Origin of the sequence: Sphingopyxis sp. JAI128, assembly GCF_014207235.1 — a bacterium.
Lineage (GTDB): Bacteria > Pseudomonadota > Alphaproteobacteria > Sphingomonadales > Sphingomonadaceae > Sphingopyxis.
The window spans coordinates 464,068-476,690 of sequence record NZ_JACHDA010000003.1 but is presented as its reverse complement, the minus strand read 5'-3'; the positions used below and the strand labels follow the sequence as shown (position 1 = coordinate 476,690).

The window sequence follows — 12,623 nt, the reverse complement described above, 5'->3', positions numbered from 1 at the left end:
ATGCCGCGTCGGCGCCGCAAGCGCTCTGGAGGGCTATCCGCCCCCGGCGGCCATGTTTGCGGCGAAGCGTTGCCCGGTTTGGCGATGCGCGCCATCGGGCAGGTCGAAAACGACGCGTTTGTTAGGGAAGTCGATCTCGACCCGGTCGAACAGCGACAGCGTATCCATGCCGAGCAGGATCGCGGGGCGTTCGTCGAGGCCCAGTGCGCGAAAGGCCTGGCTGTCGGCGAAACTGATCGGCAGGTCGTTGACGTCCATGCCGTTAAGGACGATACGTTTGATCGCGGTGCGCGTCGCCGCCACCGTTTCGCCGGTCACCGCCGACAGTTCGGTCGGTGTAAAGGGCAAGCGATTCTGGCGTGTACTGATGACGAGTTTCTGCAGCGCCATGTTGCCGATGCTCGTCTGGGCGCCGGTATCGACGATGACATCGACACGCTTCCCCCCCAGCCTAGCGTCCGACAGGATCAACCGCCCGGCCATGTTGCGCGCGGTGACGACGATCGCGTCGTCGTCGCGGATGATGGGCCGGGCCCGCCTGCGCGTTTCGAGGATCGACATGCTTTCCTTGCGGAAATCGATCAGCACCCGCCGCTCTTCGAGCATGTCGACGCCGATCAGTCCGGCGGCGCCGATATGGCGGCCGGAAAAGGCCGGCGCTTCGACCGCTGCGAGGTGGAGGTCGGACATTTGCAGCGCCGCGACGCGGAAACTCGGGACCATCGCCGACCCGCCGATCGTCGCGAGCCGAAGCTTCGCGCCCTCGGCCAGCCCGAGCCGCGCCGCCAGTTCGCGCGCGATGACGGTTCGTTCGGCGCCGGTGTCGACGAGAAAGGAGAAGGGCCCTTCGCCGCCGACCATGACCTTTACCGCCATGCGCCGCGTCGCGTCGAGGTCGAACGGCTGGATGATGGGGGTGATCGCCACCGGCGGGGCCAGCGTTTCGCCGGTCGGCGGGGGTGTGGCGGCCGGCGGCGTGGGCCGGTCGGCGGGCGCCGGCGTCGCGCCGAGCAGCGCGGGGGTGGCGAGCAGCAGCGCCCATGGGACGAACCGCTTGGTGGCTTGGGTCATCGCAGGCATCCTCGGTATATTTTGCCGCAATCTACGCCTCATCGGCTCTGGCAGCAAGCGGGACGCCGCTCAGCGGTCGGGAGCCATCGCGGCTTCGGCCAACGTGTCGGCGAGTTCGCCCAGCAGCGCGTCGTCGAGGTCCGACGCCGCGACATTTTCACGCCCGATCAGCACGAGCACCGGGATGGCGAGCGGGCTGATTCGGTCGAGCGCTCTGTGAAGCATCGTCCCCGCTGCGCGGTCGAGCAGGTCACCCAGCCGCGCGACGTCGGTCAGCCGCTCGCGCGCGTCGGCCCAAGCGGCTTCGAGCAGCAGATGGTCGGGTTCATATTTTCGGAGTACGTCGAAGATCAGGTCGGTCGAAAAGGTGACCTGCTTGCCCGTCTTGCGCTTGCCGGGATGCTGGCGCTCGATCAGCCCGCCGATTACCGCAACCTCGCGAAAGGCGCGTTTCAGAAGGTGTGAATTTTCGACCCATTCGACGAACTCATCGGACAGAATTTCGGCATCGAACAGATTTTCGGGATGCTCGACGGGACGCAGCGACCAGATCGCCAACGCATAGTCCGACGCGACGAAGCCCAAAGGCTGCATCCCCGCGCGCTCCATGCGCTTGGTGATCAGCATCCCGAGCGACTGATGTGCGTTCCAGCCCTCGAACGGATAGGCGACAAGGTAATGATGGCCCTCGTGCGGGAAGGTCTCGACCAGAAGTTCGCCGGGGCGCGGCAGCACCGATCTCAGCTGCTGCATCTCCAGCCAGAAACGGACGTCTTCGGGAAAGCGCGTCCAGCTCGACGAGTCGGCCAGGAAGCCGCGCACGCGGTCGGCGAGCCGCGTCGTCAGCGCCATGCGCGCGCCGACATAGGAGGGTATGCGCGCGGGCCGCGTCGTCGCGCGGACAAAAAGGTCGGTGTCGCGGATCGACTCGACCTCGAGGCTGAGCCCGGCAAAGGCGAAGGTATCGCCCGGAACCAATGTGCTTGCGAAATATTCCTCGACGCCGCCGAGGCGCCGGCCGTTCTTGAACCGCACGTCGAGCGTGGGCGCATCGACGATGATCCCCGCGTTCAGCCGGTGCTGCGCCGCAAGCTTCGGATGCGCGATCCGCCACCCGCCCCGTCCGTCGGGCGCAAGGCGGCGGAAACGGTCATAGCTTTTGAGCGCATAGCCGCCGTCGCGCACGAAGCCGAGCAGGCGCGCGAAGGTTTCGGGGTCGATCCACGCATAAGGCGCGGCGCTCCGGATTTCGGCGAGCAGCGTCTCTTCCCTGAACGGCGCGGCGCAGGCGAGCGCCATCACATGCTGCGCGAGCACGTCGAGCGCGCCGGCGCGGAAGCGGTCGGCGTCACGCTCGCCGGCATCGACCGCATCGAGCGCGGCTCGCGCTTCCAGATATTCGAAGCGGTTGCCCGGCACGATCAGCGCCCTGCTCGGCTCGTCGAGCCGGTGGTTGGCGCGCCCGATCCGCTGCAGCAGCCGCGAGCTTCCCTTGGGCGCGCCCATCTGGATCACGCAATCGACGTCGCCCCAGTCGAGCCCGAGGTCGAGGCTCGACGTCGCGACGAGCGCGCGCAATCGCCCTTCGGCCATCGCCGTTTCCGCCCGCTGCCGCGCCTCGCGGTCGAGGCTGCCGTGATGGATCGCGATCGGTAGCGACAGGTCGTTGACCTTCCACAGCTCCTGAAAAATCAGCTCGGCGAGCCCGCGCGTGTTGCAGAAGATGATCGTCGTGCGGTTCGCCGCGACCACCTCCATCACCTGATGCACCGCATAGCGCCCCGAATGACCCGCCCAGGGCACCGCACCTTCGGGCAGCAGGATCGCGATATCGGGATCGGCGCCGGCCTCGCCCTCGACCAATGTCACCGCGCGCGCATCGGCATCGGGCGCGAGCCAGCCGGCATATTGCACCGGATCGGCGATCGTCGCCGACAGGCCGACGCGGCGCAGCCCCGGCGCGATTCGCTGGAGCCGCGCCAGCGCAAGACTCAACAGGTCGCCGCGCTTGCCGGGCGCAAAGGCGTGAATCTCGTCGATCACCACGGTCTTCAAATCGGCGAACATCGTGAAACTATCGGGATAGGACAGCAGCAGCGACAGCGATTCGGGGGTGGTGAGCAGGATGTTGGGGGGGCGGCTCCGCTGCCGCGCCTTCTTGTCCGAACTTGTATCGCCGCTGCGGCTCTCGACGCTGATGTCCAGCATCATGTCGGCGATCGGGCCGAGGAGGTTGCGCTCGACGTCGGCCGCGAGCGCTTTCAGCGGCGATACATAGAGCGTGTGCAGCCGGTCGGAGGGATGTTCGGCAAGGTCGACGAGGCTCGGCAGGAAGCCCGACAAGGTCTTGCCCGCGCCCGTCGCCGCGACAAGCAAGGCATGCTCGCCGCGCTGCCCCGCCGCCAGCATATCGTTCTGGTGCCGGCGGAGGCGCCACCCGCGCGCGGCAAACCAGTCGGCAAAGGGGGCGGGGAGGGACATGCGGTCAACTTGGGGGGAGTATATCGCGCGCGCAATGTTTCTCTGATCGTCGGCTTTCGACTGGAGGCCAATGATTGAGATGTGAACCAAGCGAAAGCCGGGGCCTCGGAATTCCAACACCAACCTTGGATTTTCCGTACTGGGTCCCTGCTTGCGCCGGCTTCACGAGACGGCAGTTCCCAACATCACAGCAGCCGCTTCCCGCAATTCATGGCTCGATGACTGTCAGTAAGGGCTTTTGGGCGCAGTTCCGGGCCGCGTGAACAGCTTGCCGCGCTCGGCCCACAGCACGAGCAGCAGACCGATGGTCGCACAGCCCAGGAAGGCATAGGCCAGCGGCACGGTCGATCCGTCGTAAAGCTGCCCGATCAGCGCCCCCGCTGCGGCAGCGAGAAGCGTCTTGGCAAAGCTCTGGTACGACGAGGCGACGCCAGCCATATGGCCGAAATCCTCCATCGCGATCGAACCGAAATTGCTGCCGATGAAACCGATCAGGCCGACGTTGACCATCATCAGCACGGTGAACATCGCCAGCGTTTCGGCGCCGCTCAAAGCCGCGACGATCTGCGCGATCGATGTCGCCATGAAAGCGAAGACCGCGGTCTGCGACACGCGCCGCGCGCCGAACCGCTCGACGATGCGCGAGTTGGAAAAATTAGCGATCGCGATACCGATGGCCACGCAGGCGAAGATCAGCGGGAAGAGCGTCTGCGCATCGAACACTTCGGCGATGATTTGTTCGCTGCTGTTAAGATAGCCGAACAGCGCGCCCTGCATAACTCCCGACGCGACCATATAACCGGCCGCGCGGCGGTGACGCGTTACCGTGGCCCAACCTGCGACCATTGTCCGCCAGTCGAGCGGCCGGATGTCGGCAGGATCGAGCGTTTCGGGCAGCCGCCGCAGCCAGAGAAGCATCACGACGCCCATCACTGCGAGGACCAGGAAGATCCAGCGCCATCCCGCAATCGCCGCGACGCCCGCGCCGATCGTCGGCGCGATGATCGGCACGATCATGAAGACGAGGAAGATCAGCGACAGCCGTTTCGCCATCGCATCGCCCGCGAACAGGTCGCGGATAACGGCGACGACGATGACCCCCAGCGCGGCGCTGACCATCCCGTGCCCGAAACGCAGCGCCAGCAGCATCGAAAAGCTGGTCGCGAGGCCGCAGCCGATCGCGAAACAGACATAGGCGATCAGCGCCGGGACGAGCACGCCCTTGCGCCCGAAGCGGTCGGCCAAAGGGCCATAGAGAAGCGCGCCGAGCGCGGTGCCGAGCAGATAGGTCGAGATGACATATTGCCGGTCATTCGGGGTCCCGACGCCGAGCGCGCCGCCGATCGCGGGCAGCGCGGGCAGCATCGCGTCGATGGCAAGCGCATTGAGCGCCATGACCATCGCCATCATGAACACCATTTCGCGGTCGCCCGGCAGGCTGCGCTGAGGGGACTGGGCCGGTTTGTGCATCGCGGCAGCCTATGCGCCGATGATCTCGCTTTGGATAGCCCTTCGGACAGGAAAAGCTATGCGATCGAAGGGGCGTACGACGCAGCGCGTGATCGACGCTGTCCGCTAACGACCGGGCGGTGCCGTTCAAATTCTCGTCACCCTGAACTTGTTTCAAGGTCCATGGCCTGCCTTTTTCTTCGGCGCAGCGTCAAATCCGAGGTCAGGCCATGAATGCGGAAACGAGTTCAGCATGACGAAAGTTGGTGAAACCCAGCGGTCGCTCACCACCCCAAAGCCGACTGTGGAATTATCCCCGGCAATCCTCGATCACGCGGCCGATCTCCGACTGGACCGGCAGCGTCAGCGCGCCGCCGCCCGGCGCCTCGAGCGCGAAGCGGCCGCGGCTGAAGGCGATGCGGTCGAGCCGCGCGTCCCGGCTTGGCAGGGTTGCGCCGCCACTATCGAAGCGGATCTGGTCGGTTCCGGCGCTCGTCCGGAGGGTGACATGGCCCGCGAGCGCCGAGGTCAGGCGAATAGCGCTGCCGCTGCACATCATGCTGAGCACCGGGCTCGCGCTGCCCGTCGGGACAAAGGCCGCGGTCCGGCTGTTCGCGTCGTAGCGCCAGGCGCCGGCGTCGACCGCGCGATCTTCCCAGCCTGCGGTCGGGGTCGGGAGCGGCGCGGGGGCTGGTGCCGGTGCGACGGGGCGCGGGGCGGGCGGCGGTGGAGCTTCTGGTTGCGGAATCGCCGTGCAACCCGCCGCCGCCAGCATCAGCGTGCCGACGACGCCGTAGCGAAAAGCCCCAAGTCTGACGTTCATCCTCAAAATCCCTGCCAATCGATCACTTCTTCGAGTCCGGCGCGCGGCACCTGCCACCGGTTCACCGCCGCATCCTTGTCGGCATAGCCGATCGCGAGCCCGGTGAATAAGATCTGCCCTTCCTCCAGGCCGAGCGCGGCCCGGACCGTCTTGCCGTACATAGCCCAGCATTCCTGCGGACAGCTGGCAAGCCCGGCTTCGACGAGCAGCAGCATCACCGATTGCAGCCACATGCCCATGTCCGACCATTGTGGCGGACCCATGATGCGCGAACAATGCAGGAAAAGCATCACTGGTGCGCCGAACCCCCGGTAATTCTCCACGAACTGAGCGATCCGCCCGGCCTTGTCGTCGCGGGGAATGCCGAGCGCGCCATACAGCGCCTCGCCGACGCCGAAGCGGCGGGCTTCCCAGGGCTCGGTCAGGCCCTTGGGGTAGATGTCATATTCGGGTTCGTAACCGTCGCGGCCCATCGCGATTCGCGCTCCGACCGCGTCCTTCACCGCCGCCCAGCGGTCGCCGGTCACCACGGTCGCCTGCCAGGGCTGGAGATTGCCGCCCGACGGGGCGCGCTGCGCCGCGGCAAAGATGTCGCTGAGCAGCGCCGGGTCGACCGGCGTATCGGTAAAGGCGCGCACCGACCGGCGCGCGTGCAGAGCCTCGGTAACCGAGAGCGGATCAGTCGCTGGCATATTTATCCTCTCGCCTCTTGCCGAACAGCAGTTTGCGTTCGAGCCGGGCCTTCAACTGGCGGTAGTAGGAAAGGAGGAAGGCGTCATCCTCTTCGGCGACGGGGCGCCCGATCTTGGCGCGGATCGCATCGGCGACCTCGCGCATCGCGCGCGGGTCGCGCCCGCGCAACACGCGCTCGAGTTCCTGCAGTTCGAAAATGCCGTAAACTGAAAGTTCGGCTTCGGTGAAAAGCATCGCGTCGGCGGCGGCATCGACCCCGATATCTGGGTCGAGCTTGACGCGCTGCGCCATCACCACCCAGGTGCCGGCGATCAGGTCGCCCATTCGCATCCGGTCACGATTGAACAGCAAGAACAAGCTGAGCGTCAGCGACCAGACAAGGCCCGCGATGATCGTCCACGCCGATGCCATGTCTTCGGCCACCGCGACGCCCATCATCATCAGCGGCAGGAAGAGCTCGAGTTCACGGATCAGATTGCGTGCGACCACCGCGTCGGCGGTAAGTCGACCGCCGTCGCGCGCGACGACGCGAATGCCCATCAGCCTTTTTCCCGGCGTCGCCGCACGGGACCCGAGTTCGAAACCGATGAACCAGAAGGTCCGCAGCACGAAGGCGCCGAGCATCCAAATGACCACTGTCATGTCGGATTGCGACCCGACGCCGATCCAGATCATCAGCAGGGTGAAGAGGATCAGCGTCACAAGGATGAACATGACGTCGGTCATCAGCGCGCCAAGACGCAGCCCCGAACTCGCGATCTTCAGTTCGAGGTCGACGCCTTCGGGCGTGATGAACTGGCGAACTTTTTTGGCGCCGGCGTCACGATGCTTCGCATGGGTCGCGGCGACGGTCATGCCGCGTCCTCGCGCCGCGGAATGTAATAATAGGCGAGCCAGAACAGCAGCATCGACGACCCGATGGCATAGCGCAGCATCGTATCGGTGATGAGCTGGCGCCCGAATCCTTCGAGCAGCCCGGCTACGAACAGCATCACTATAACCCCGACCATCACCTTGCCCGCGGTTCGCCCCGCGTCAGCCGCGGCCTGCAATCGCCCTTGCGCGCCGGGAAAGACGACGGCGGCGCCGATGCGGAGCCCCGCGGCACCCGACAGCGCAGCGGCGAATAATTCGGTGGTGCCGTGAATGAACAGCCAGCCGCCGAAATCGAACCCCAGCCCCTTCGCTGAGAAAACTGCGACCATCGCGCCGAGGCCGATCCCCTGATAATATTCGAGCATCATCGTCGGCACGCCGAAGGCAAAGCCGAGCGCGAAGGACAGGATCGACACGCGGCTGTTGTGCGTGAACAAATAGGTCGCGAAGATGTGCAGGGCGCTTTCGCTCTCGTCGGCCGCAGCTTTGCCGTGGCCGATTGTCGACTGCAAGAATTCTGCGGTGGCGCGCGGGTCGCGTCCGCCCGACATGTCTTCGTCGACGAAGTTGAAATACCACTCGGGATTGTTAGCGACGAGCGAATAGCTGGTCATTGCGCCGAGCAGGATGATCAGCGCAATGACGATCGTTTCCTTCCACACCGATCGCACCGCGGCGGGCCAATCATAGAGGAAGAAGCGGCGGATCCGGCTCCAGCGGCTCTCGCGCACGCCATAGACGAGGAAATAGCCGCGAATCGACAGCGCCTCGAGATGATCGAGCAGTGCCTTGTCGAGGCTGGTCGCGCGCGCGATCGACAGCGACGACAATGTCGCGCGATAGAGCAGGGGCAGTTGCAGCAACTCGTCGCTGGTCAGCGCCTTCGCGCCCTTTTTCTCGAGCTTGCCGAGCAGCCAGTCGAAGGCGATCCAGTCGGCTTCGCGTTCGGCGCGGAACCGGCTGGTCGAAAAGCTCGGCGTTTCGATCGTGCGCGAGGGGGCTGCGGGAGGGGTCACAGGCTGCCTGCCCTTTTGATGCCGAGATAGGCTTCGACCGCGCTCGCTCCCATCGCGTCGGCGGGCACCTCGATGACGTCGGCGCCCAGCCGCTGGAGCCGCGCGATCACCAGCAGGCGATCGCGCAGCATCGCCGCCGCGACGTTCGCGCGGGTGACGTCGGCGCCGGTCTCGGGGCGGCGGCGTTCCTCGCTCTCGACCTCCTCGTCGCGGATCACGACGAACAGCAGCCGGTGTTTCTTGACCAGCCGCCCGGCCGCCCGGATCATCAGGGCGGCGCTCGTCGCGTCGGTAAATTCGGTAAACAGGATGATCAGCGAGCGGCGGTTGAGCTGCGCGCTCAGCGTGGTGAGCGCGAGGGTGAAATTGCTCTCGACATGCGCATAGTCGATCAGACTCGCAGCGCGTTGCAGCGCCGGGAAATCCTGCGTGTGCATATAGGCGGGGGTCAGCGTGTGCGGCTTGGCGGCGAAGGAGAACAGGCTGACCCGGTCGTTCATCTTCAGCCCAACATAGGCGAGTAGCAGTGCCGCCGACACCGCGCGGTCGACGCGCGGCATGTCGCCGACGGGTTCGGCCATCGTGCGCCCGCTGTCGATCGCCAGAACGACGCGATTGTCGCGCTCGACGCGATATTCCTTGGCGAGCAGCTTGACGTGGCGCGCCGACGCGTTCCAGTCGATCGCGCGCCGGTCCATCCCTGGCTGATATTCGGCGAGCGCTTCGAACTCGGTACCTTCGCCGCGCAGGCGCTGCTGGCGCAGCCCGAACCAGCTGTTGCGCTGGAACAGGCGGCTGCCCTCCTCGGTCACCGCGCGCAGGCTGGGGACGACATCGATCGCGCCGTCGATCGGAAATTTGCGCTGTTTCCAAAGCAGGCCGAGTGGACCCGCCCAGCGGACCCACAGCGCCTCGATCCGCGCTTGTCCGCGCCGCGACGCGGCGAGGGGGATGGTGCGCAGCAGCCGGTCGCCGGCGTCGGTCCGGCGCATGTCGCCGGCAAGGCGCCCGCCTTCCGCCAGTCGCTCGTCGAGCGCGAGCGCGATTTCGGCGCGCGGGGGAACCGCAGCACCGCCGGCGGCGAGCGACAGGTCGAAGCGGTCGCCGACGCCGACCTGATGCGGAAAGCGCGCGTCGAGACTGAGCTGGCGCGGGCTCGCTCCCGCGATGGCGTCGAGAAACAGGCACGCGATGATGACGGCGATCCAGCCGGGCGCGACGAGCCATAGTTCGGGCCGCACAAGCCCGAGCGCAAGCGCCATCGGGGCGCCCAGCAGCAGCAGATATATCGCCCGCCGCGTCGGATAGATCACCGCGGGACTTCCTCGCGTTCGAGCAGCGCCGCAACGACCTGCTCGACATTACGGCCCTCGATCTCGGCCGCCGCCGACAGGATGACGCGGTGGCGCAGCACCCCGGCGGCGAGGCGCTGGATATCGTCGGGGATCACATAGTCGCGCCCGTCGAGCGCCGCCGCGGCGCAGGCCGCGCGGGCGAGCAATGTCGCAGCGCGGGGGCTGGCGCCGCATTCGAGGTCGGCGCTCTCGCGCGTCGCGCGGACGAGGCGGACGATATAATCGACGATCTCCTCGGCGAGCCGGACCGTTCCGATCCTGTCGATCGCGGCTTCGATCGTCCGGCTATCGGCGACCTGCGCGACTCCGAAATCGCCGACCGCCGGGCTTTTGAAGCGGCCCCCATGGTCGGCGACGATGCGGCGTTCCTCGGCGGCGTCGGGATAATCGACGACGAGCTTGAACAGGAAGCGATCGAGCTGCGCCTCGGGCAGCGGATAGACGCCTTGCTGTTCGATCGGGTTCTGCGTCGCCAGCACGGTGAAGCGCGGGCTCATCGCGTGCGGTTCGCCATTGATCGTCACGCGCCGTTCCTGCATCGCCTCGAGCAGCGCCGCCTGCGTCTTGGGCGGGGTGCGGTTGATTTCGTCGGCGAGCAGCAACTCGGTGAAGATCGGGCCCTTGGTGAGCGTGAAGCTCGACGTCTGGAAGTTGAACAGGTTCGATCCCAAAATGTCGCCGGGCATCAGGTCGGGGGTGAACTGGATGCGCCCGAAATCGAGCCCCGTCGCGCGCGCGAAGGCTTGGGCGAGCAGGGTCTTTGCAGTTCCCGGCGGGCCTTCGAGCAACACATGGCCGCCCGCGAGCAGCGCGATGGTCACCATGCGGGTCAGCGGGCCCTGCCCGAACACGGCTTTCGCGACTTCGCCCTCGATCGCGGCGCCGAGTGCCCGCACGTCCTCGATATTAGCCGTCACGGAGTAGATCCTTCCTGATGTCGTGCAGCGCCTGTGCGCCCTCTAGAAATTCATGGGTGTTGCGCGCGAGCGGCAGGCGCTGCGCAAGGCTCGAAAAAAGCTCGCTGTCCTTGCGCAGATGCCGGTCGATCCACGCGTCAGTTTCGGCATCGCCCAGCCCGGCTGGGGCGTGCAGACGGCGTGCGATCGCGATGCGCTGGCTCTTCACAAAGGCGTCCGCCCCGTCGAGTTCGCGCCGCGCCTGCTTGATCAGATCGGCGCTGTTCGCGATCAGCGCGGCCTTCGACACCGGGATTGCGCGTCCGGGGCGGAGCGCCGGGCCAAAGCGCATCCACGCCTGCCACAGCGCCAGCAGTCCAGCCGCGATCAAGCAGAGCGTGATGCCGATGAAGGGCGGGACGAAGGCGAAACGCAGCAACGAGCGCCCGCTGCCGAAACCATTGAGCGTCAGGTCGAACGCCAGCGCGTCGGCTTCGGCATCCTCGGCGACGGAGTCGATCAGCATGGCGGCCGCCCGCGCGCTGTCGCGATCGGCAAAGGCGAGGTTGTTCAAAAGGTCGGGGTCGGACAGGATATAGATATTGTCGCGGCGATGCTTCGCAAGCAGCGCCCCGCCGTGGGGAAAGCCGACGAGCGTATCGAAATCGTCGGCGACGAGGATTTGCGAGCGAAGACCGCGGAGCGGGACCGACAGGCGGTGCCCGGCAACGGTCCCCGTCGCGGCGGCGCCCCGCGCATGGGGTTCGCTGGCGATCCGTTCGACGTTTCCAGCGATCGGGGGCAGCAGGCGGGGCGAGGGGGTCAATGGAAAGCCGCCCGCGGCCCAGCCGGGCTTTTCGGGATGCTTGCCCGTCTGCCATTTGGGCAAGACGATCAGCACCGGCCCGCCGCGACGCCCCTTGAGGATGCGGGCGATTTCGTCGGGTTTAGTCCGATGGGTCGGCGTCAGGACGAGCAGCTCGCGCCACTCGCCGTCGTAGAAGGGTGCCTCTTCGCTGCGCCGCAGTTCGACACTAGCCCCGGCGCGTTCGACCAAATCGACAATCCCGGCATAGCCCGGCGCGGCTTTCGACAGCGCGTGGCCGCCGCCGTCATTGCCGCTCGAAAGCTGGGGGCCGAGCGCGATCAGCGCCCAGAGCGCAATGAAGGCGATGACGCCGATCGCGACCAGCCCGGCCATCAGCCGGGGGTTGAACCCGTGATCGCTGGTGTCGGCGCCGCTCATGCCCGCGTCCAATTCTGCGGCACCGTCATTTCAGCATAGGCGGCGCGGCACCGGCTCCAAGCGTCGCTGTCGATCGCGCGGCCGCCGAACAGACTGATTTCGACTGCGCGCGCGATACGGCTGAACGCGTCGCGCGCAACCGAGGGCAGGTCGCGGGCTTCGGCGAGCTCGCGCGAGGTCATCGCGGGCTTCACCAGCCCCGGGCGCCGGCCCTCGATATCCTCGACGCTGCGATAGAGCAGCAGGTGGACCGCTTCGGCAAAGCGGCCCTCGGCGGCCAGCGCGTCGGCCTCGGCGAGCAGCGCGCGCGCCGCGCCCGCCTCGGCCAGCCCGAGGCCGTCCGGTCCCTCGTCACCTTCGGGCTTGCGACGGAAGCGAAGGGCGTCGACCCAGCGGGCGAAGCCAGGGATGAAGAAATAAAGCAGCAGCAATGCGATCATGGTCACCGCGATCCACAACAGCGGCGTGGCCGCCGGCGCGCTCCACCGGAAAAAACTGCCGATCGCCTCGGTCAGCGACTTCAGCCATTCGGGCACGTCGGGCGGCGGCGGTGGCGGGGGGAAGCCGGTCTGGATCTCGCCCCCCGCGATCGTCTGGCTATAGGCAGGATCGACCAGTTCGGGATCGACCAGCCATCCCGCACTCTGCGGGTCCGACGCGGTCGAGGCTTGTGCGATCCACAAGGATATCATGTTGAAATTGTGGTCCCGCCCCGGT

At 66.7% G+C, this 12,623-nt stretch carries 11 protein-coding genes; all 11 read right to left on the bottom strand.

What is annotated here, in order from left to right; genetic code table 11:
- Positions 1–33 precede the first annotated feature (33 nt).
- The 11 genes from HDC35_RS09675 to HDC35_RS09625 all read right to left on the bottom strand — a co-directional run bounded on the left by HDC35_RS09675 (position 34) and on the right by HDC35_RS09625 (position 12,598).
- On the bottom strand, positions 34–1,071 hold the full coding sequence (locus HDC35_RS09675) for a retroviral-like aspartic protease family protein (RefSeq protein WP_184646094.1): 1,038 nt from the start codon (positions 1,069–1,071) through the stop codon (positions 34–36).
- Between the two features lie 69 nt (positions 1,072–1,140).
- Entirely contained in the window at positions 1,141–3,552 is a 2,412-nt protein-coding gene (locus tag HDC35_RS09670; RefSeq protein WP_184646092.1) for a ligase-associated DNA damage response DEXH box helicase, read from the bottom strand.
- Between the two features lie 225 nt (positions 3,553–3,777).
- Positions 3,778–5,022: a multidrug effflux MFS transporter gene (locus HDC35_RS09665; RefSeq protein WP_184646089.1), complete on the bottom strand. Its 1,245-nt coding sequence runs from the start codon at positions 5,020–5,022 to the stop codon at positions 3,778–3,780.
- A 289-nt stretch (positions 5,023–5,311) separates the two neighbouring features.
- Positions 5,312–5,824, bottom strand: coding sequence for a hypothetical protein (locus HDC35_RS09660; protein WP_184646087.1), 513 nt, complete (start codon positions 5,822–5,824; stop codon positions 5,312–5,314).
- A gap of 2 nt (positions 5,825–5,826) precedes the next feature.
- Positions 5,827–6,516, bottom strand: a complete 690-nt coding sequence (locus HDC35_RS09655) for a nitroreductase (protein WP_184646085.1) — start codon at positions 6,514–6,516, stop codon at positions 5,827–5,829.
- The gene (locus tag HDC35_RS09650; RefSeq protein WP_184646083.1) at positions 6,503–7,372 is read right to left on the bottom strand and encodes an RDD family protein; all 870 of its coding nucleotides are present in this window, start codon (positions 7,370–7,372) and stop codon (positions 6,503–6,505) included. Before HDC35_RS09650 ends, HDC35_RS09655 begins: the two co-directional genes overlap by 14 nt.
- Entirely contained in the window at positions 7,369–8,409 is a 1,041-nt protein-coding gene (locus HDC35_RS09645) for a stage II sporulation protein M (protein WP_311770747.1), read from the bottom strand. Before HDC35_RS09645 ends, HDC35_RS09650 begins: the two co-directional genes overlap by 4 nt.
- A complete protein-coding gene (locus HDC35_RS09640; RefSeq protein ID WP_184646081.1) occupies positions 8,406–9,722 on the bottom strand; it encodes a DUF58 domain-containing protein in 1,317 nt (438 codons plus the stop codon). Before HDC35_RS09640 ends, HDC35_RS09645 begins: the two co-directional genes overlap by 4 nt.
- The gene (locus tag HDC35_RS09635) at positions 9,719–10,681 is read right to left on the bottom strand and encodes a MoxR family ATPase (protein WP_184646079.1); all 963 of its coding nucleotides are present in this window, start codon (positions 10,679–10,681) and stop codon (positions 9,719–9,721) included. Before HDC35_RS09635 ends, HDC35_RS09640 begins: the two co-directional genes overlap by 4 nt.
- Positions 10,671–11,906 carry a DUF4350 domain-containing protein gene (locus HDC35_RS09630; RefSeq protein WP_184646077.1) on the bottom strand — a complete coding sequence of 412 codons (1,236 nt, stop codon included), beginning with the start codon at positions 11,904–11,906 and terminating at the stop codon, positions 10,671–10,673. Before HDC35_RS09630 ends, HDC35_RS09635 begins: the two co-directional genes overlap by 11 nt.
- Positions 11,903–12,598, bottom strand: coding sequence for a DUF4129 domain-containing protein (locus tag HDC35_RS09625; RefSeq protein ID WP_184646075.1), 696 nt, complete (start codon positions 12,596–12,598; stop codon positions 11,903–11,905). The genes HDC35_RS09630 and HDC35_RS09625 overlap by 4 nt, the downstream gene beginning before the upstream one ends.
- Between the last annotated feature and the right edge of the window lie 25 nt (positions 12,599–12,623).